Source organism: Streptosporangium sp. NPDC023825 (assembly GCF_040639575.1).
Lineage (GTDB): Bacteria > Actinomycetota > Actinomycetes > Streptosporangiales > Streptosporangiaceae > Streptosporangium.
In genome coordinates, this window is sequence record NZ_JBFAAE010000001.1 from 1 (window position 1) to 20808 (window position 20808).

A 20808-nucleotide genomic window follows, 5' to 3' on the forward strand; every position below is an offset into this window, starting at 1 on the left:
TCGTACATGAGCTGGTAGGTCAGCGTGCCCGACTTCGAGACCAGGCCGATGCGGCCCGCGCTGGTGATGTCGGCCGGGATGATCCCCGCGTTGGACGCGCCGGGACTGATCAGCCCCGGGCAGTTGGGCCCGATGATCCGGGTCCTTCCGCCCGCCGCCCGGGCGTGCGCCCAGAAGGCCAGCGTGTCGTGGACGGGGATGCCCTCGGTGATGACCACGCAGAGGCCGATCCCCGCGTCGACGGCCTCGATGACCGCGGCCTTGGCGAACCTCGGCGGCACGAAGACCACCGACACGTCCGCCCCCGTCCGGGTGATCGCCTCGGCGACCGTGCCGAACACCGGCACGCTCCGCTCGGCGAAGTCGACCGTGCCGCCGCCCTTGCCGGGCGTGACACCGGCGACCACGTCGGTGCCCGACGCGAGCATTCTGGCGGTGTGCCGTCTCCCCTCCGCGCCGGTCATGCCCTGCACGACCACCTTGCTGTGGCCTGTCAAGAAGATCGCCATGCTTGCCGCTCCCTCTCCGTGCTCGCGTGCCCTCCGTGGGCGGGACCGGCGGGCTCGCCGTGTCCGGTGGGTCCGGTGCATCCGGTGGTGGGCCCGCTCATGCCGCGGCGAGCCTGGCCGCCTCTTCGGCGGCGCCGTCCATGGTGGTGACCTGGCGGATCGCGGGGTGTCCGGCCTCGGTGAGGATCCGGCGGCCCTCCTCGGCGTTGTTGCCGTCGAGCCTCACGACGATGGGGCGGCTCAGGCCGCGGTCGCCGAGCAGCCCGAGCGCGGAGACGATGCCGTCGGCCACCGCGTCGCAGGCGGTGATGCCGCCGAAGACGTTGACGAGGACCGACCTGACGTCGGGGTCGGAGAGGATGATCTCCAGGCTGTTCGCCATGACCTGCGCGGACGCCCCGCCGCCGATGTCGAGGAAGTTGGCCGGGCGGACCCCGCCGAAGCGCTCCCCGGCCTGGGCGACGACGTCGAGGGTGCTCATCACCAGCCCCGCGCCGTTGCCGACGACCCCGACGCGGCCGTCGAGCTTGACGTAGTTGAGGCCCTTGGCCCTGGCCCGCGCCTCGAGACCGCCGTCGCCGGGCCCGGCGGTCAGGGCCGCGTGCTCGTGACGGAAGGCCGCGCCCTCGTCGAGGCTGACCTTGCCGTCGAGGGCGAGGATCGTGCTCCCCGCCGTCCACACCAGGGGGTTGACCTCGACCAGCAGGGCGTCCTCCTCCACCATGACCTGCCAGAGGCGGACCAGCACCTCGGTCACCGCGCCCTGGAGGTCGGGAGGGAAGCCCGCCCGGGTCACCAGCTCGCGCGCGGCGCTCTCGTCGATCCCGGTCAGGGGGTCGATCGGCATCTTGACCAGCGCCTCGGGCCTGGTCGCGGCCACCTCCTCGATGTCCATGCCGCCGTGGACGGACGCCATGGCGAGGAAGCACCGGTTGGCCCGGTCGACGAGGTAGGCCACGTAATACTCCTCGACCGGGACCGTGGCCGTCTCCACGAGCACGGTCTCGGCGATGTGGCCCTTGATGTCCATGCCGAGGATGTGCCGGGCCTCCTGCTCGGCGGAGTCGGGGCCGGGGGCGGGCCGCACGCCCCCGGCCTTGCCCCGGCCGCCGGTCTTCACCTGAGCCTTGACGACCACCGGGACGCCGAGGCCGGCCGCGATCGCGCGGGCGTCCTCGGGAGTGGCCACGACCTCGCCGGTGGGGACGGGGACCCCGTGCCGCGCGAAGAGCTTCTTCGCCTCGTATTCGAACAGGTCCACGCGACCTCCCTGGATACGGTTCTTGTAGACGGTATACCGTATGGAAATCTAGCCGTCCAGGCCTCGACAGGGACTCCGGCGACGGATATTCCATACGGTATGGAGAAGACGCAGCTCGTACGAGACTGGCGGGGACGCGATTACCTCGTCGGCGACACCCCGCAGGATCTGATCAACCGTCCCCGGTCGTGGATGTTCTGGCTCCCCTGGGCCGCCATGGCCTCCATCGGCGCCATGCAGTACGGCTACGCGGCGGCGGTGCCCGCCCTGGCGCAGGCGCGCGGCTGGCCGCTCGCCTCGGCCCTGGCGCCGCTGGCCGTCTGGATCGTCTGCCAGGCCGCCGTCGCCCTGCCCACCGTCCTGCTGCTGCGGCGCGGAGCGCTCGGGATCCGCGTCGCGCTGTGGGCCGGCGCGCCGCTCAGCGCCGCGGCGCTGCTCACGACGGCCTTCGCCCGCGACCTCCCCGCCGTCCTCGCCGGTTACGCCCTGCTCGGCGGCGTGGGAGCCGGCCTGGTGTACGGCGCGTGCACCGAGGCCGTCGCCCGCTGGTACCCCGAGCGCCCGGCCGCGAAGGTGGGCTTCACCACCGGCGCCTTCGCCTACGGCACGGCCCCGCTCGCGGTGGCGGCCGGCCTCTACGGGGCCGCGGGGGGCACGGGGAACACGGGGAGCGCGCTCCAGCCGCTGTTCGCCGTGGCGGCGGCCGTCGCGCTGGTCGCGGTGGGCCTGGCGGCGACCTTCGTCCGCCTGCCGCCGCCGCACTGGTGGCCCGCCCACATCGACCCGCGCGCCTGGGCCGACGACCGGATCGCGCTGCGCAGGGAGCCTCGGGCCGTGCGCCAGTTCTCCCTGAGCCAGGCGCTGCGGACGGGCTCGCTCCCCACCCTGGTGACGATCCTGGTCTGCGCGGGGGCGGTCTCCATCTTCGACGTGGTCGCGCTGGCGACCTTCGGCGGCCTCTTCCCCTGGGCGGCGGTGGCCCTGCTCCTGGTGCTCAACGGCGTGGGGCGCGCCTGCGCCATGCTCGCCGCCGAGATGACCGGGCGGGGGCGCACGCTCAGTGCCGTACTGGCCCTGCTCTGCCTGGGGCAGCTACTGCTGGCCTGGGGGACGGTGACCGGATCGGCCGTCATGATCCTGGTGGCGACGGTGCCCGCCGGCCTGGGCGGGGGCGCGTTCTACCCGCTCATCGCCAGCCTGGTCCGCGAATACTTCGGCGAGAGGCACACCGCCTCGATCCACGGCGTGGTCTACAGCGCGAAGGCGGTCGCCGGGCTCGTCGGGGTCGGCCTCGCCGCTTGGGCCCTGACCTCTTCCGGCCACGCCGCGGCGTTCTTCCTCGCCGCGGGCCTGGTGCTGGCCGCCGCCGCCCTCAGCGCCACGCTGCGCCAGCCCGGCCATCCGGTCACGCTTCCCGGATGAGCGATGATGTGATCAGGCTCACCACGGCCACCCTGCCCGAAACTGTATACTGTAGGCAGTCGACAACAGACAATGGGCCGGCCGGACGCGGGGCCGCCATATTTTCTCATCCTGGAGCTGAAGAGACATGGTGCGGTCGGAACTGGCGAACTCGGGAGCGGCGCCCAAGATCCCGCGCCCGACCACTCTCCGGGAGAGCGTTTTCGAGGCGATCCTGGAACTCATCGTGAACGGGAGCCTCAGCCCCGGCCAGCACCTCGCGGAGAGCGAGCTCGCCGAGCTGCTCGGCGTGTCGCGCCAGCCGGTCCGCGAGGCGCTGCAGATGCTCAGCGGCGAGGGCTGGGTCGATCTCCGTCCCGGCCACGGGGCGTTCGTCCACGCGCCGACCGTGCAGGAGGCCGACCAGCTGCTCGCCGTACGCGCCCTGCTGGAGACCGAGTCGGCGCGGCTGGCCGCGCTCAACTCGGACGCCGCGGGCGTGGCCCGGCTGCGCGAGGTGTGCGCGCGGGGACTCCGGGCCCTGGAGGCGGACGACATCGACACCTCGGTGGCGGCCAACTCCGAGTTGCACGCGCTGGTCACCGAGCTGTCCGGCAACGCGGTGCTGGCCGAGCTGGCCTCGCAGGTCTCCCGCCGCGTGCGGTGGTATCACACGCCGGTGGCCCGCCAGCGCGGCCGGGACTCCTGGGAGGAGCACGACCAGCTGATCAACGCCATCGAGGCGCGTGACGAGATCAGGGCCGCGGAGATCATGCGCGACCACACCGAGCACACCCGCTCCTCCTACCTGGAGCAGCGAGCCTCGGAGCCCGTCGAGCCGGAGGAGCCCGCGCCCGCCGCCCGCCGCCGGCGCCCGCGCTCACTCAGCGCGAGCTGACCCTCCGTCCCCTCGCCGTCCCCTCGGCGCGCGCCGGCCCTCCCGGGCCGGCGCGAGCCATCCCCTCCCGTACGGGTCCGGCCCCCTCCCGTACGGGTCCGGCGCCGGCTCGGTCCGGTGCGGGCCGATCACCGGTGACCCACTCGCGCCGGCGTGCTCCGGCACGAGACAAGCTCGCGTGTCCCGGTCCGGGGAGGCACACCCCTGTCCCGGCACGGAAAAGCACACACGTGTCCCGGCCCGGGGAAGCACACACGGAGCGGCACGCACGGGAAAAGCACGTCAGAAAAGGCGCGTCCGGAGAAGAACATCCGAGGAAGCGCGTCCGGGGAAGCACGGAAGAACCCGTGCGAACCGGCACTTGAACCCCTTGCGCACCGGTAACGAAGATCGAATAGGCCCGCGCCGGACAATCCAGCGGATCGGCACCCGCTAATCCGCGCGGATCGGCACCCGTTTTCCCATGCCGGCCGCACCCGCCGGTCCGTGCCGGCGGGTGCGGAAAAGCGCGGTCACCCCGCGCTGACCGGCACGGGCCCCAGCCCCTCGCGGGCTGTTCTCGCACGGTCCGAGCAGCTCACGGGCCAGTTGACACAGAATTCACGGTTCGCCCGTTTGAGTGAAACACCCAGGGCAGATACTTGACGAAAGAATTGGTGGTGATGATCGATGAGAGCGTTTCTCAACAGGTTCCGCTTTCTCACCTCCGCACCGGCGGGCTATTCCGCCGACGGCGGGATGATGGGAGTCGGCCTCGCGACGGCCATGCGAAAGTACGGTTCGGCGGAGAACGCCGAGCGCCATCTGCGTCGCTGGGCGACCGAGCAGCGGACCGACGGGATCGACGTTCCCAAATGAGCGAGCGGGAGGTCCCCGCCGGGGAGACCACCCGCTCGCGACGGCCGGCCGCGCCTCAGCCGTCCGCGTGCGCCTCCCTCCGCCTCGCGGCGGGGTCGGCGGGGTCGGGGGCGTCGGAGGAACCGGGAGGGTCGGCCACCGGGTCCGTGGAACCGGCGGCCGGATTCTCCGCGGAGCCGTTCTGCTCCGCCGGGGTGCGACCGCGGTCGCTTCTCGACTTGAGGAGGCTGGCCACGGTGGTGACGGCCAGCGTGCCGACGATGACCCCCAGGGAGACCAGGATGGGGATCTCCGGGGCCCAGGAGACGCCGTCGTGGTGGAGCGCCTCGAAGATGAGCTTGACGCCGATGAAGGCCAGGACGATCGACAGGCCCTTGCTGAGATAGACCAGGCGGTCGAGCAACCCGCCGATCAGGAAGAACAGCTGCCGCAGCCCCATCAGCGCGAAGGCGTTGGCGGTGAACACCAGGTAGGGCTCCTTGGTCAGCCCGAAGATGGCCGGGATGGAGTCGAGGGCGAACAACAGGTCCGTGGTTCCGATCGCCACCATCACGATCAGCATCGGGGTGACGGCACGGCGGCCGTCGACCATCACGGAGAGCGATGAGCCGTGGTATTTCTCCGTGGTGGGAACGACCCGCCTGACCGTGCGCAGCGCGATGTTCTCGGAGAACTCCGCCTCCTCCTCCTCATGACCGATGAGCTTCCACGCGGTGTAGATGAGGAAGGCGCCGAAGATGTAGAAGAGCCAGTCGAAGCGGGCCACGGCCTCCGCCCCGGCGGCGATGAAGATGCCGCGCATGACGAGTGCCAGGACGATGCCGATCAGGAGCACCTTCTGCCGGTAGCGGTCCGGCACCGAGAAGCGGCTCATGATCAGCAGGAAGACGAAGAGGTTGTCGACGCTCAGGGAGTACTCGGTGATCCAGCCGGCGAAGAACTCGCCGCCGTGCGACGGCCCCGTGACCACCAGCAATCCCACGCCGAAGGCGATGGCGAGCGACACGTAGAAGATCACCCAGAACGTGCACTCGCGGAACGTGGGCTTTCGCGGATTGCGCGCCACGAGGTAGAAGTCGATGGCGAGCACGAGGCCGAAGCCGGCGATCGTGACCAGCCACACCCAGGTGGGAATGTTCAACGCGCTCCTTTCCGTGCGCGGCGGCGTTCCTTGGCGAGCCACAGCGCCTCAGCGTGCTCGACGTAGGCGGCGAACAGTTCGCGCGCCCGCGGATTGCGCTCTCTCAGGCGCATCAACCAGTGGGGCATGAGCCTCTCGTGCAACCAGAGGAAGCCGATCGCGAAGCCGAGGCTCACCATGGCCTGGTAGGCCAGGAATCCCGCCACCCCGCCGGGCAGGCTGACGTGACCGAAGACGGCCAGGCCGGTGATCGTCTCCTGGAACAGCCGGGCCAGGGGGAAGCCGGCCAGCCAGTACAGGCCCGCGGGGGCGAACAGCCCCGGTCTGAACAGGTTCTGGCCGAGCAGGATGGAGTATCCGGCCCCGAGGAGGCCCAGGGGAAGGGCCAGCGTCACCGCGGAGATCGCGGCCCAGCCGGCGGACTGTCCTGCGAGCAGGGTCAGCCCCCCGGCCACGGCGCCGGCGACGACTCCGATCAGCGCCCCGGGAAGGGCGAGTTCAGCTTGTCGCATCGGCACGGTCTCAGCCCACGACCACGCCGAAGGCGAACAGGCTGTAGAGCAGCATCCCCAGGTAGAAGACCGCCCCGAAGCCGATGATCAGGTTGGTCCAGATCTTCGGCCGGATCGGTTTGGGCAACATGCGGTTGTTCACCAGCAGGAGCGTCACGCAGTAGGCGCCCATGGCGAACGTGGACAGGAACGCCAGCGTGTCGAGAATCCCGCTCGGGCCGTCGGCCGGGCCGAACAGCAGGATCAGGATGCCGAACGCGATGACGCCCCACAGGAAGGCGGCGTACAGGCGGGACATGCCGAGCTTCTTCGCACCGCGCACGAAGTGGAAGCTCATGTCCGCCTGGCCCCGGGAGAAGGAGTCGAACAGGCCGAGGGTGGCGTTCAACCCGATCAGCGCGATGAAGCCGAGGAAGACCCCGCCCAGCACCGAGCTGCCCGCCGAGGCGAAGGAGTCGGCCATCGCGTTCAGCGCCGCCTCCCGCTCCCCGGACTCGATCACGGCGCGGACGCCGGGGGTGTTTCTCGCCGCCGCCTGCGCGATCACCGTGAAGGAGACGGTGACCAGCATCGTGATGCCCCAGAAGAGCAGGAGCGCGTCGAAGGTGACCCAGCGCCGCCACCCCTTCCACTTGCGCATCTCCTCGGGGTTGTTCGTGTCGAACATGAAGCCGCGCGAGGGCATGGCCTCTTCCTCGCCGGCGTGCCGGAGACCGCGGACGGCCGGGATGTGGGCACCCATGCCGGCGCCGGAGTCACGCAGGTGCAGGGTGTACCACATCTGCTGCATTCCGGACGGCCCGGCGAAGGCGATCGAGCCCACGATCACCGGGAACCAGGCCTCCGAGAGTGCCTGCTCCGGCAGGTAGCCGAAGGCGAACATCCCGGTGACCGTGCTCACCACGTCGCCCCAGGTGCCGACCATGGCCGCCACCACGGCGGTCCCGACGACGAGCGTGCCGATCAGGATCGACAGCACGTTCTCCAGCAGGTTGTAGATCACCTTCGCCAGGCTGAAGACGACGCCGACGAGTATCAGGCCCGCGACCGCCGTGATCACCCATGGAACGCCGGTGATCTGCTCGAAGGCGGCGGCCCCCGCGGACAGATGACCCGGCCAGATGTAGACGAGGATCGCGACGACGAAGAAGAACCACATCAGGGGCTTGAAGACCCGGGCGGCGCCGAAGAAGATGCTCTCCCCCGTCGCCATGGCGTAGCGGGCCATCTCCAGCATGACCACGGCCTGGAGAGTGACGCCGATGAGGAACAGCCACCGGATCTCCGGTCCGAACAGCAGGACCAGCCGAGGCCACATGTACGACTCGCCCATGCCCACGCCGAGCGCGACGAGGAACACCGTCGGCCCGAGGATGTGGATCGACGGGGGAGCGTCGGGCAGGGTGCGTATGGGCATCGGCTCCAGCCCGCCCGCCCGCCATACTTTTTCTTCCTGGCCGGATGCGGCGGCGGCTTCGCCGGGCTCCGCTGCAGCCGGTGTTCTCGATGTGTCCACCTGCGGACCTCCTGGGGGGTTGGTTGATCCTGCGAGTGCCCCGATTCGCCCCCTCGCTCATGAGGCGCGGCTCAGCCGCGCAGCAACCCTGCGGCCCTCGCCCAGCGATACTTGGCACCGAGCACGGCCACGGGCTTCTCCGTGGTGTACGGGTAGGCGATCACCCCGTTCGCGAAGAGATGGTCACAGGCCTGCTCGACCTCGGTGTCACCGGCCAGCGAGGCGACCACGGGCTTGTCGTTGCCCTTGGCCCGCTCCTCGGCCACGACCCGCGCGACCAGCTCGGCGAAGACCATCGGCGGGGTGACGATCGTGTGCCAGTAGCCGATCACCAGTGCGTGCACGCGGGGGTCGGTGAGGCCCAGCCTGATGGTGTTCTCGTAGGTGCTGGGCGGTTCGCCACCGGTGATGTCGACGGGGTTGCCCGCCGCCCCGAAGGGCGGGATGTAGGCGCGGAAGGCCTCGTCGAGATCCGGCGGGATCTCCATGAGGGTCAGCCCGTTGTCGACGCAGGCGTCGGAGAGCAGCACTCCCGAGCCGCCCGCCCCGGTGATGATGACGACGTTCTCCCCCTTGGGCGCGGGCATCAGCGGCAGCGCTCTGGCGTACTCGAGCATGTCGTTGAGGCCCGGGGCCCGCACGACGCCCGCCTGGCGGAGGATGTCGTCGTAGACCTTGTCGTCGCCGGCCAGCGCCCCGGTGTGCGAGCCCGCGGCCCGCGCGCCCATCGCGGTGCGCCCGGCCTTGAGCACGATCACCGGCTTCTTGGCGACCATCCGCTGGGCGGCCTCGACGAACCCGCGCCCGTCCTTGAGGTCTTCCAGGTGCATGGCCACGCAGTTGGTGTTGTCGTCCTGCTCGAAGAAGGTGAGCAGGTCGTCCTCGTCGACGTCGGCCTTGTTGCCGACCCCGACGATCGCCGAGACGCCCATCCCGGTGGTGCGGCTGAAGCCGAGGATGGCCATGCCGATGCCGCCGCTCTGCGAGGTCAGCGCGACCCCGCCCTTCACGTCGTACGGCGTGCAGAACGTGGCGCACAGGTTTTCCGGCGTGTAGTAGTAGCCGTAGATGTTGGGGCCGAGCATCCGCATGCCGTGCTTGCGGGCGATCTCGACGATCTCCTGCTGGCCCTCGACGTTGCCCGTCTCGGCGAACCCTGAGGGGATCATGATGGCTCCCGCCACCCCCTTGCGCCCGGCCTCCTCCAGTGCCGCGGGCACGAACTTGGCCGGGATGGCGAAGACCGCCACGTCGACCTCGCCCGGCACGTCGGCGATGCTGGGGTAGGCGGGCAGCCCGAGGATCTCCGGGGCCTTCGGGTTGATCGGGTAGATGTGGCCCCGGTAGCCGCCGTTGATCAGGTTGCGCATGACCGAGTTGCCGATCTTGCCGGTCTCGCCGGAGGCACCGATCACCGCGACGGCGCGCGGCTTGAAGATCCGGTTCATCCCGGCGAGGATCTCCTCCCGCGAGAGCCGGGCGGGCGCGGCGACGGGGTCGGCGTCGAGGAGGATGCGCACGTCGGCGGCCGTCGCCCCGTCGGCGGTGGCGAAGACGGGGTTCAGGTCCACCTCCGCGATCTCGGGGAAGTCCCCGACGAGCGCGCCGACCCGCTCGATCATGTTCGCCAGCGCCCCCCTGTCCGCCGCCTCCGCACCACGGACACCACGGAGCACCTCCGCCGCCCTGATGTCGTCCAGCATCCCGAGTGCATCATCACCCGAGAGGGGGGCCAGCCGGAAGGTCACGTCCTTGAGGACTTCGACGAGCACCCCGCCGAGCCCGAAGGCGACGACCTTGCCGAAGGTCTGGTCGGTGACCGCGCCGATGATCACCTCGTGCCCGGCACCGACCATGGCCTGCACCTGGACGCCGTCGATCGACGCCTCCGGGTCGTACGAGCGCGCGGAGGCCAGGATCCGGTCGTAGCCGGCGCGCACCGCGTCGAGGTCGGCCAGGCCGACGAGCACCCCGCCCGCCTCGGTCTTGTGCAGGATGTCGGGCGACACGATCTTGAGCACCACGGGCAGGCCGATCTCCCCGGCGAGCGACACCGCCTCCTCGGCCGAGGTCGCCACCCCCTCACCGGGGGTCGAGATGCCGTACGCCTGGCAGATCCTCCTGCCCTCGGGGGCGGTCAGCGCGGTGCGGCCCTCGGCACGGGCCTTGTCCAGCACCTCGCGTACGGCGACCTGGTCATGCGCCATCAGATGACTCCGTTCGTCTTCAGCTCGGCCAGCTCGTCGGCGGACAGGCCGAGGCCGGCGTAGATCTCGGTGTTGTGCTCGCCGAGCAGGGGCGGCGCGGTGACGTCCACCGGCGAGTCCGACAGGTGCAGCGGGCTGCCGACCGTCACGAAGGAGCCGCGCTGGGGGTGATCGACCTCGACCAGCGCGCCCTCCTGCCGCAGGCTCTCGTCCTCCAGCAGCTCCTTGGTGGACAGGATCGGGCCGCAGGGGATGTTGGCGGCGTTGAGCAGGTCGAGGACCTCCCACTTGTCGCGGGTGATGCTCCACTCCTCGATGAGCTGGAACATCTTGTCGAGGTTGGGAAGGCGCGCCTCCGGGGTGGCCCACTCGGGATCGTTGGCCAGCTCGGGGCGGCCGATGATCCCGGCGAGCGGCGCCCAGCCGACCGGCTGCACGATGACGTAGATGTAGTCGTTGGGACCGCCGGGGGCGCACCGCACGGCCCAGCCGGGCTGGCCGCCGCCCGAGGCGTTGCCCGAGCGCGGCACCTCGTCGCCGAAGGTCTTGTTGGGGTATTCCGACAGGGGCCCGTGGCCGAGCCGCTGCTGGTCGCGGAGCTTCACCCGGCACAGGTTGAGCACCGCGTGCTGCATCGCCACCTGCACGCGCTGGCCGCGCCCGGTCTGCTCGCGCTGGTAGAGGGCGGCCAGGATGCCGGCGACGGCGTGGATGCCGGTGCCCGAGTCGCCGATCTGGGCGCCGGTGGCCAGCGGCGGGCCGTCCTCGAAACCGGTGGTGCTCATCGAGCCGCCCATCGCCTGGGCGATCACCTCGTACGCCTTGAACTTGGCGTAGCGTCCCGGGCCGAAACCCTTGATCGAGGCGTAGACCAGCCGCGGGTTGAGCTCCTGGAGCCGGTCCCAGGAGAACCCCATCCGGTCGACCGCGCCGGGCCCGAAGTTCTCCACCAGGATGTCGGAGTCGCGCACCAGCTCGGTGAAGAGCTGCTTGCCGCGCTCGCTCTTCATGTTGAGGGTGATGCTGCGCTTGTTGCAGTTCAGCATCGTGAAGTAGAGGCTGTCGACGTCGGGGACGTCGCGCAGCTGCTTGCGGGTGATGTCTCCGGAGGGCGCCTCCAGTTTGATCACATCGGCGCCGAGCCAGGCCAGGAGCTGCGTACAGGACGGACCCGACTGCACGTGGGTCATGTCGAGGACGCGGACACCTTCCAGTGCCTTCATGGGGTCCCCCTCACTTGTACATGGTCTGGTTCATGGTTCCGGGCGCGTAGACGTCCGGATCGACCCACACGTTGATCAGGGCGGGCTTGCCCGACTCGCGGGCCCGCTCCAGCGCGGGCCTGATGTCGGCGGGGTCCCTGACCTCCTCGCCGTGGCCGCCCAGCATCCGGGCGAACTCGTCGTATCTGACGTCGCCGAGGGTGTTGCCGACCCGGCCGCGGTTCTCGCCGTACTTGGCGGCCTGGCCGTAGCGGATCTGGTTCATCGACGAGTTGTTGCCGATGACGCCGATGAACGGCAGGTCGAAGCGGACCATCGTCTCGAAGTCCCAGCCGGTGAGGCTGAACGCCCCGTCTCCGAAGAGGCAGAGCACCTCCTTGTCGGGCCTGGCGTACTTGGCCGCCATGGCGAAGGCGACGCCGACGCCGAGGGTGCCGAGCGGTCCGGGGTCCATCCAGTGCCCGGGCGACTTGGGCTGGACGACCTGGCCGGAGAAGGTGACGATGTCGCCGCCGTCACCGATGTAGATGGTGTCCTCGGTCATGAACTCGTTGATCTCGTGGACCAGGCGGTAGGGGTCGATCGGCTGCGCGCCGGAGAGCTGGCGGGGCAGCCGCTTCTCGTAGGCCGCGGTCTCCACCGCGCGCAGCTCCTCCAGCCACTCCTTGCGCCGGGTCGCGCCGTTCTCGACGCGGCCCGAGGCGGCCTGGGTGGCCGCGGCCAGGATCAGCCCGGCGTCACCGACGATGCCCAGGTCGACGTCGCGGTTCTTGCCGACGGTGCGGTAGTCGAGGTCGATCTGGACCACCGTCGCCGTGGGCGACAGGCGCTTGCCGTAGCCCATCCGGAAGTCGAACGGGGTGCCGACGATGATGATCAGATCGGCGTTGGTGAAGGCGTAGCGCCGGGAGAGCTGGAAGTGGTGCGGGTCGCCGGGGGGCAGCGTGCCGCGGGCCGAGCCGTTCATGTAGGCGGGGATGTTGAGCCCGCGGACGAAGTTGATCGCGTCGTCGGTGCCCCGGGTGGTCCAGACCTGGCTGCCCAGCAGGACGCAGGGCTTCTCCGCGTGGGCGAGCAGGTCGGCGAGGCGCTCGACGGCCTCGGGGTCTCCGGCCTGGCGTACCGAGGCGCGGTAACGGCCCGCCTCGGGGATGCGGGCCTTGGAGAGCGGGACGCTGGCGTCGAGGACGTCGCGCGGGATCTCCAGGAAGGACGGCCCGGGAGCGCCGTGGTAGCACTCCCTGAAGGCCATCGAGACGATGTCGGCCACCCGCTCGGTCGAGGGGACCGTGGCCGCGAACTTGGTGATCGGAGTCATCATGTCGACGTGGGGCAGGTCCTGCAGCGAGCCCATCTTGTGCTGGCTCAGCGCCCCCTGCCCCCCGATGAGCAGCATGGGGCTCTCCGCCCTGAAGGCGTTGGCCACGCCGGTCACCGCGTCGGTGGTGCCAGGTCCCGCCGTCACGACCGCACAACCCGGCTTGCCGGTGATCCGGGCGTAACCGTCGGCCGCGTGCGCCGCCACCTGCTCGTGGCGGACGTCGATGACCTCGATGCCCTCGTCGATGCAACCGTCGTAGATATCGATGATGTGGCCGCCGCAGAGCGTGAAGATCACATCGATCCCCTCCGCCTTGAGCGCCTTCGCCACCAGGTGGCCTCCGGAGATGGTTTCCGGCGCCGTGTCCGCTGGCTGGGTCATTCTGAGGTCCTCTCGATTGTGTTCTCCATACTGCATACCGTATGAGGGCAATGGTTACCCCCGGGGTCCAGGGATGTCTAGACCCTTTGTGCGGGCAGTGGGACGAGCTCGACCGGCTCGCCCCTCCACCCGGGCGGGACGACCGCGAGCGCCTCGGCGAGCGCGGCCCCCCACAGCGATCCCGGCCGGTCGTGCCCGACGGGCACCGCGCCACGTCCGCCGCGCCGCACCGCGACCATGCGGGTGTCGGCGTGGTGGGGCCGTACGTGGCCTGCCAGCGCGGACCGCTCGCGCGGGGCCTCGGGCCCGCCCGCGAGCGCCCGGACCGCCGGGGCGAGCAACGTCAGCGCGGCGACCAGGGCGGCGTAGGGATTGCCCGGCAGCCCGGCCACCAGGCGCCCGTCGGGGAGCCTGGCGAGGAGTTGCGGATGGCCGGGACGCACCGCGACGCCGTCGACGAGGATCTCCGCCCCGAGCCCGGCGAGCACCGCCCTCAGGTGGTCGGCGGGCCCCTTCGACGAGGCGCCGCAGACCACGATCACCTGGCCCGGCGGGCCGTCCTGGGCCCCCCCGAGCGCGGCGGCCAGCGCCCGCGCCCCGTCGGGCAGCCACCGCGGCGCCTCGGTGCGGCCGCCCGCCCACTCGACGAGCCCGGGCATCATGGGGCCGATCGCGTCGCGCACCCGCCCCGGGCCAGGCAGCCCGAGCGTCACCACCTCGTCGCCCGTGACCAGCACGGACACCAGGGGTCTGGGCCGTACGCGGAGCACGTCGTGCCCGAGCCCGGCCGCGAGGCCGAGCACCGCGGGCGTGACGGCCGAACCGGCGGTGAGCACCACGGTCCCCAGCGGGCAGTCCTCACCGCGCCGCCGGATGTGCCTGCCGGGCTCGACCGCCCCCGCGGGGGCCGACACCCGTTCGCCGGCCGGCTCGCCCGCCGGCCACGGCTCCCCGCCCCGCGGCGCGAACCGGCCGAGCGGCGGCGCGAACCGGCCCGGCGGCACGGATCGGCCGGGCACCCCGCCCCCGGGGGCCGGTCCGGCCCCCGGCGCCCCGCCGGTCCGTACGGCCAGCTCGTAGGGCAGCACCGCCTCGGCGCCCTCGGGCACCGGGGCGCCGGTGGCGATCTCCACCGCCGTGCCGGGCGCGAGCGCGGCCCCGAAGGGCGCGCCCCCGGCGAGCACGAGGCCCGTGACCCGCCAGGGCGGATCGCCCGCGACCGCGTAGCCGTCCATCGCGGCCACGTCGGCGCCGGGCACCGGGACGAGGGCGTGCAACGGCGCGGCCAGGCGGCAGCCGTACGCCAGATGGAGGGGGAGGTCGACCGGGGGGAGCGGCCCCGCGGCGGACGCCGCGACCCGGCGGGCCGACTCCCACGGGAGCGCCTCCGCGGGGGCCCCGCGGTGCGGCGGGGGCGGCGGGGGGACGGTGTCCGGATCGCGGGACGGGGCTTCGTGGACGGTGGATCGGGGGACGGCCATCGGCGGCTCCTTGACCGGATTTTTTCCATACTGTATACCGAATGCACTATGGACGCGAGGACGGAGCCTCTTGTGAAAGTCGCTGTTCTTGGCGCCGGCGCCATCGGCGCCTACGTCGGCGCCGCCCTGTGCAGGGCGGGCGCCGAGGTGCATCTGATCGCCCGCGGAGAGCACCTCGCGGCGATGCGCGAATCGGGAGTGCGCGTGCTGAGCCCGCGCGGAGACTTCACCGCCCACCCCCACACCACCGACGACCCCAGCGAGATCGGCCCGGTGGACCACGTCTTCCTCGGCCTCAAGGCCAACTCCTACGCGGCGGCCGGGCCCATGATCCAGCCGCTGCTCCACGAGACCACCGGCCTCATCGCCGCCCAGAACGGCATCCCGTGGTGGTATTTCCACCGGCTGCCCGGCCCGTACGAGGGCCACGTGATCGAGAGCGTCGACCCCGGCGGGGCGGTCACCGCCGCCCTGCCGCTGGAGCGCGCCATCGGATGCGTCGTCTACGCGGCGACGGAGATCGAGGCGCCCGGCGTGATCCGCCACCTGGAGGGCACCCGCTTCTCCATCGGCGAGCCCGACGGCTCCCTCTCCTCACGCTGCGTCGACTTCAGCGCCGCCATGATCGAGGGCGGGTTGAAATGTCCCGTCGAGACGGATCTGCGGCGCGACATCTGGATCAAGCTCATGGGCAACATCGCCTTCAACCCGATCAGCGCGCTCACCCGGGCGACCATGGCGGGCATCTGCCGCCACCGCAGGACGCGCGACCTCGTCGTCACCATGATGCGCGAGACCGTCGACGTGGCCCGCCGGGTGGGCTGCGAGCCGGACATCTCGATCGAGCGCCGGATCGCGGGCGCCGAGCGGGCGGGCGAGCACAAGACCTCCACGCTCCAGGACCTGGAGAAGGGCAAGCCCCTGGAGCTCGACGTACTCCTCGCCGCCGTCGTGGAACTGGCCGACCTGACCGGCGCCGAGGTGCCCACGCTCCGGGCGATCCACGCGGTCGCCGACCTCCTGGACGAGCGGGTCCGGGAAAATCTTGCCGCCGCCAGTTGATGCGACATACCGTAGACTGTATACAGGACTGTCGAAAGGATGGGGTATGAAGAGGGACCGCGGGGACCGCGCCGAGCACTACGACCGGCTCACCCATCCCCTTGTCCGCGAAAACGGCGTGCTGCGCCGCGCCACCTGGGACGAGGCGCTGCAACGGGCCGCGGAGGGCTTCCGGCGCAATGTCGAGCAACACGGGCCCGACTCCTTCGCGATGCTGTCGTGCGCCCGTTCCACCAACGAGATGAACTACGTGGGCCAGAAGTTCACCCGCGTCGTTATCGGCACCAACAACGTCGACTCCTGCAACCGCACCTGCCACGCCCCGAGCGTGGCGGGCCTGTCCGCGGCCTTCGGCAGCGGCGGCGGCACCTCCTCCTACCAGGAGGTGGAGGACGCCGACGTGATCCTGATGTGGGGTTCGGCGGCGCGCAACGCGCACCCGATCTTCTTCCACCACGTGCTCAAGGGCATAAGAAAGGGCGCCCGCATGTTCGCGGTCGACCCCCGCCGCACGGGCACCGCCGAGTGGGCCGACCTCTGGCTGGGCCTCAACGTGGGCACCGACATCCCGCTCGCGCACGCGGTGGCCCGGGAGATCATCCACGCGGGGCTGCACAACACCTCGTTCATCGAGCGCGCCACCGAGGGCTTCGAGGAGTTCGCCGCCTCGGTCGAGCCGTGGACGCTCCCGGTGGCCGAGCAGGTCACCGGCGTGCCCGCGGCCGCCATCCGGGAGCTCGCGCACGCCTACGCCAGGGCCGACCGCGCCCAGCTGTGCTGGACGCTCGGCATCACCGAGCACCACAACGCCACCGACAACGTGCGCGCCCTCATCAACCTGGCGCTGCTCACCGGCCACGTCGGGCGCTACGGTTCGGGCCTGTCCCCGCTACGCGGCCAGAACAACGTGCAGGGCGGCGGCGACATGGGCGCCATCCCCAACCGGCTGCCCGGCTTCCAGGACATCCTCGACCCGGGGATCCGCGCCAAGTTCGAGCAGGCGTGGGACACACCGATCCAGCCGCGCTACGGCCGCAACCTCACCGAGATGCTGGAGGGGATGGCCGAGGGCGAGATCACCACCTGCTACCTCATCGGGGAGAACCCGGTGCAGTCCGAGGCCGACTCACTGAACTGCGTCAAGCGGCTCAGCATGCTCGACCACCTGGTCGTGCAGGACATCTTCCTGACCAAGACCGCCCAGATGGCCGACGTGGTGCTGCCGGCGGGCGCGGCCTGGTGCGAGAGCGAGGGCACCTTCACCAACAGCGAGCGGCGGGTGCAGCGGGTCCGCAAGGCTCTCCAGGCTCCGGGCGAGGCCCGCGACGACATCTGGATCCTCTGCGAGCTGGCCCGCCGCCTGGGCCACGACTGGAACTACACCGGTGCCGAGGAGGTCTGGGACGAGCTCCGCGCCCTCTCCCCCGCCCACACCGGCATGACCTACGACAGGCTCGACAAGCTGCAGGGCATCCAGTGGCCCTGCCCGTCGGAGGACTCCCTCGAACCGCCCTTCCTGCACGGGCGGCTCTGGGAGAGCGACCCGGCCCGGCGGGGCAGGGCCGCGCCGTTCGCGGTGCTCGAACACTCCCCACCGGTCGACCTGCTCGACGACGAGTATCCCCTGCGGCTCACCACCGGCCGTCGTCTCGACTCCTACAACACCGGCGTGCAGTCGTCCGGGTTCGCCTCGCCGCTGCGCAGGGGCGAGAACATCGAGTTGTCCCCCGAGGACGCCGCGCGGCTGGGGGTGAGTCCCGGCGAGGAGGTCAGGATCAGCTCCCGGCGCGGCTCGGTCGTCGCTCCCGTCCACATCGACCCGGCCCTGCGTCCCGGCCTGGTCTTCATGACGATGCACTTCCCCGACGAGGTCGACACCAACTCCCTCACCATCGAGGCCACCTGCCCGATCGCGGGCACCGCGGAGTTCAAGGCCGCCGCCGTGCGCGTCGACAAGCTCGTACCCGCGAAGGCCGGGTGAAGGGGGCGTGGATCTCCGGTTCAGTGACGCCCGGCCTTCTGCCGAGGAACGCGCCGCGGTCGACGCCTTCCTCGGCGCCCCGGCGACGGGCTGGGAGGGCGGCGCCCGCTCGGACGACGACCTGCGGATCGCCGTCGGCGGACACGAGGCCCGCGGCCGGCGTGACCTCCTGCTCCCCGCGCTGCACGCGGTCAACGACAGGATCGGGTGGATCAGCGAGGGAGCCCTCGACTACATCTGCCGCCGCCTGACCGTGCCGCCCGCCGAGGCGTACGGGGTGGCGACCTTCTACTCGCTGTTCTCCACGAAGCCGCGGCCGGCGCGGGTGCTGCACGTCTGCACCGACCTGGCCTGCCAGGCGCGCGGCGCCGACGCGGTGCGGCGGAGCACCGAGGAAAGGCTCGGCCCGCCCGGCATGTCCTGGCAGCCGAGTCCCTGTCTCGGCCTGTGCGAGCGGGCACCCGCCGCGCTGGCCCTGCAGGCCGGCGAGTTCCCGGGGGCGACCGTGTACGGTCCGGCCGAGCCGGTACCGGCCTCCACCGGCGATGCGAACGGAAACGGCGGCCCGGACGGGAACGTCGGAGCCGGCGGAAGCGTCGGGGCCAACGGAAGCACTGGGGCCGGCGCAAGCACTGGGGCCAACGGAGCCGGCCGGGCCCACGACACCGGCGACGCGAGCGGCACGGGCGACGCCGGCAACGCGGGCGACGCCCGTGCCGCGGAGGGCACGAGCGGCACGGGCGGCACGGGCGGCACGGGCGGCACGGGCACCGCCGGTGACACGAACGGCACGAGCGGCCCCGGCGGCGCGGGCGACGCGAGCAAGGTGAGGGACCTCAGCAGGCTCGGCGGCCTCAGCGGCATGGACGCCACCGGCGGCCCCGCCCTGGCCGAGCGTGCGGAGCCCCCCGCCGAGCACGCCGTCCCGCAGGCGGGCGACCCCTCCCTCGTGCTGCTGCGCAGGGTGGGCGTCGTCGACCCGGCGAGCCTGGACGACTACCGGGCCGAGGGCGGCTACGCCGCGCTGCGCGAGGCCGTCAGGATCGGCCCCGCCGGCGTCATCCGCGAGGTGCTCGAATCCGGTCTCGTCGGGCGGGGCGGGGCGGCGTTCCCCACCGGGCGCAAGTGGGAGGCCGCGGCCCGCCAGCTCGACCACCCCCATTACCTGGTCTGCAACGCGGACGAGAGCGAACCGGGCACCTTCAAGGACCGCGTGGTCATGGAGGGCGACCCGTACGCGCTGGTGGAGGCGATGACCATCGCCGCGTACGCCACCGGCTGCCCCAAGGGCTACCTCTACATCCGCGGGGAGTATCCCCGGGCGATCAGCCGGATGGCCCACGCCATCGAGGTCGCCCGCGCGCGCGGCCTGCTCGGGGCCGACGTCATGGGGCAGGGCTTCGCGTTCGACATCGAGATCAGGCGCGGCGCGGGCGCCTACATCTGCGGCGAGGAAACCGCGATCTTCAACTCGATCGAGGGCTTCCGCGGCGAGCCGCGCAGCAAACCGCCCTTCCCCGTGGAGAAGGGCCTGTTCGGCAAGCCCACCGTGGTCAACAACGTCGAGACCCTCGTCAACGTGCTGCCCATCCTGGCCGGCGGGGCCGCCGCCTACGCGGCGACCGGCACGGAGGGCTCGACGGGCACCAAGCTGTTCTGCGTCTCGGGCACGGTCGCCAGGCCGGGCGTCTACGAGCTGCCGTTCGGCGCCACCCTGCGCGAGCTCCTCGATCTGTCCGGGGGCGCGACCGGAGAACTCCGGGCGGTGCTGCTGGGCGGCGCGGCCGGCGGGTTCGTCCGCCCGGACGAGCTCGACGTCCCGCTGACCTTCGAGGGCACCCGGGCGGCCGGCACGACACTGGGTTCGGGCGTGGTCCTGGTGCTCGACGAGAGCGTCGACCTGGCGCACATCCTCGTGCGCATCGCGGAGTTCTTCCGCGACGAGTCGTGCGGGCAGTGCGTGCCCTGCCGGGTGGGCACCGTGCGGCAGGAGGAGGCACTGCACCGGCTGCGCCGCAAACCCACCTCCGGCGACATCGCACTGCTGCGGGAGGTCGGCCAGGCCATGCGCGACGCCTCGATCTGCGGGCTCGGCCAGACCGCCTGGAACGCCGTCGAGTCGGCCATCGACAGGTTGGGCGTCTTCTCCCCCTCGGAGGCATCATGAGTGTTCCCCTGCAGCCGCCCCGGCGGCTGATCGAGATAACCGTCGACGGCGACCCGGTCCGGGTGCCGGAGGGCTCGACCGTGCTGGACGCCTGCTCTGCGGCGGGCAAGGACATCCCGACCCTCTGCTACGGCGACACCCTCACCCCGAAGAACGCCTGCCGGGTCTGCGTGGTCGAGGTCGAGGGCGCCCGTACGCTCGCCCCCGCCTGCTCGCGCAGGGCCGAGCCCGGCATGGCCGTCGGCACCGCGACCGAGCGTGCCCGGCACAGCCGCAAGATCGTCCTGGAGTTGCTGGCCTCGACGGCCGACCTGTCCACCACACCGCGCGCGGCCGAGTGGATCGAGGAGTACGGCGCGCGGCCCGATCGCTTCGGCGAGGAGGCCGCCACGGTCGCGCAGCCCGCGAAGGTCGACAACGACCTCTACGTGCGCGACTACTCCAAGTGCATCCTCTGCTACAAGTGTGTCGACGCCTGCGGCGACCAGTGGCAGAACAGCTTCGCCATCTCGGTCGCCGGGCGGGGCTTCGACGCGATGATCTCGACCGAGCACGACGCCCCGCTCACCGACTCCGCCTGCGTCTACTGCGGCAACTGCGTGGAGGTCTGCCCCACCGGTGCGCTGTCGTTCAAGAGCGAGTTCGACATGCGCGCCGCGGGCAGCTGGGACGAGTCCCGGCAGACCGAGACGACGACGATCTGCAGTTACTGCGGGGTCGGCTGCAACCTGACCCTGCACGTGCAGGACAACCGGATCGTCAAGGTGAGTTCGCCGCACGACAACCCGGTCACCCACGGCAACCTGTGCATCAAGGGCCGCTTCGGCTTCCAGCACGTCCAGAACGTGGCCACCTCGGAGGACACGATCCCTCTTTCCGGCCCTGCCTC

At 71.4% G+C, this 20808-nt stretch carries 14 protein-coding genes and 2 pseudogenes; 7 read left to right on the plus strand and 9 right to left on the minus strand.

All coding sequences use genetic code 11. The features are described 5' to 3' along the window. A pseudogene (locus tag AB0G15_RS00005) lies at positions 1-509 on the minus strand (succinate--CoA ligase subunit alpha); the annotation flags it as partial. Positions 510-606: 97 nt separating this feature from the next. Then, the gene (sucC, locus tag AB0G15_RS00010; protein WP_362834182.1) at positions 607-1770 is read right to left on the minus strand and encodes an ADP-forming succinate--CoA ligase subunit beta; all 1164 of its coding nucleotides are present in this window, start codon (positions 1768-1770) and stop codon (positions 607-609) included. Positions 1771-1869: 99 nt separating this feature from the next. Between sucC and AB0G15_RS00015 the strand changes: the two genes are divergently transcribed. The 3 genes from AB0G15_RS00015 to AB0G15_RS00025 all read left to right on the plus strand — a co-directional run bounded on the left by AB0G15_RS00015 (position 1870) and on the right by AB0G15_RS00025 (position 4927). Beyond that, positions 1870-3192, plus strand: a complete 1323-nt coding sequence (locus AB0G15_RS00015; RefSeq protein WP_362834183.1) for an MFS transporter — start codon at positions 1870-1872, stop codon at positions 3190-3192. 127 nt (positions 3193-3319) lie between these two features. Next, the gene (locus AB0G15_RS00020; protein ID WP_362677211.1) at positions 3320-4069 is read left to right on the plus strand and encodes a GntR family transcriptional regulator; all 750 of its coding nucleotides are present in this window, start codon (positions 3320-3322) and stop codon (positions 4067-4069) included. 669 nt (positions 4070-4738) lie between these two features. Then, on the plus strand, positions 4739-4927 hold the full coding sequence (locus tag AB0G15_RS00025; RefSeq protein ID WP_362834184.1) for a hypothetical protein: 189 nt from the start codon (positions 4739-4741) through the stop codon (positions 4925-4927). A 55-nt stretch (positions 4928-4982) separates the two neighbouring features. On the opposite strand, the gene AB0G15_RS00030 is transcribed toward AB0G15_RS00025, so the two are convergent. The 7 genes from AB0G15_RS00030 to AB0G15_RS00060 all read right to left on the minus strand — a co-directional run bounded on the left by AB0G15_RS00030 (position 4983) and on the right by AB0G15_RS00060 (position 14709). Then, on the minus strand, positions 4983-6068 hold the full coding sequence (locus AB0G15_RS00030; protein WP_362834185.1) for a TerC family protein: 1086 nt from the start codon (positions 6066-6068) through the stop codon (positions 4983-4985). Further along, entirely contained in the window at positions 6065-6580 is a 516-nt protein-coding gene (locus tag AB0G15_RS00035) for a hypothetical protein (RefSeq protein ID WP_362834186.1), read from the minus strand. The genes AB0G15_RS00030 and AB0G15_RS00035 overlap by 4 nt, the downstream gene beginning before the upstream one ends. A gap of 10 nt (positions 6581-6590) precedes the next feature. Continuing rightward, a complete protein-coding gene (locus tag AB0G15_RS00040; protein ID WP_362834187.1) occupies positions 6591-7997 on the minus strand; it encodes an Nramp family divalent metal transporter in 1407 nt (468 codons plus the stop codon). A gap of 170 nt (positions 7998-8167) precedes the next feature. Further along, complete coding sequence (locus AB0G15_RS00045; RefSeq protein WP_362834188.1) at positions 8168-10303, minus strand: acetate--CoA ligase family protein; 2136 nt, start codon at positions 10301-10303, stop codon at positions 8168-8170. Continuing rightward, the gene (gene frc, locus AB0G15_RS00050; RefSeq protein ID WP_362834189.1) at positions 10303-11526 is read right to left on the minus strand and encodes a formyl-CoA transferase; all 1224 of its coding nucleotides are present in this window, start codon (positions 11524-11526) and stop codon (positions 10303-10305) included. Before frc ends, AB0G15_RS00045 begins: the two co-directional genes overlap by 1 nt. A gap of 10 nt (positions 11527-11536) precedes the next feature. After that, positions 11537-13228: a thiamine pyrophosphate-binding protein gene (locus AB0G15_RS00055; RefSeq protein ID WP_362834190.1), complete on the minus strand. Its 1692-nt coding sequence runs from the start codon at positions 13226-13228 to the stop codon at positions 11537-11539. Between the two features lie 77 nt (positions 13229-13305). Next, positions 13306-14709 carry a molybdopterin-binding protein gene (locus AB0G15_RS00060; protein WP_362834191.1) on the minus strand — a complete coding sequence of 468 codons (1404 nt, stop codon included), beginning with the start codon at positions 14707-14709 and terminating at the stop codon, positions 13306-13308. 72 nt (positions 14710-14781) lie between these two features. On the opposite strand from AB0G15_RS00060, the gene AB0G15_RS00065 reads away from it, so the two are divergent. The 4 genes and pseudogenes from AB0G15_RS00065 to AB0G15_RS00080 form a co-directional block, all read left to right on the plus strand. Further along, positions 14782-15771, plus strand: coding sequence for a 2-dehydropantoate 2-reductase (locus AB0G15_RS00065; RefSeq protein ID WP_362834192.1), 990 nt, complete (start codon positions 14782-14784; stop codon positions 15769-15771). Between the two features lie 46 nt (positions 15772-15817). Then, positions 15818-17752: a molybdopterin-dependent oxidoreductase gene (locus AB0G15_RS00070; RefSeq protein ID WP_362677231.1), complete on the plus strand. Its 1935-nt coding sequence runs from the start codon at positions 15818-15820 to the stop codon at positions 17750-17752. 7 nt (positions 17753-17759) lie between these two features. Further along, positions 17760-19919, plus strand: a complete 2160-nt coding sequence (locus AB0G15_RS00075) for an NAD(P)H-dependent oxidoreductase subunit E (RefSeq protein WP_362834193.1) — start codon at positions 17760-17762, stop codon at positions 19917-19919. Continuing rightward, positions 19916-20761, plus strand: a pseudogene (locus AB0G15_RS00080) (2Fe-2S iron-sulfur cluster-binding protein); the annotation flags it as partial. The gene AB0G15_RS00075 and the pseudogene AB0G15_RS00080, both read left to right, overlap by 4 nt. Positions 20762-20808 lie beyond the last annotated feature (47 nt).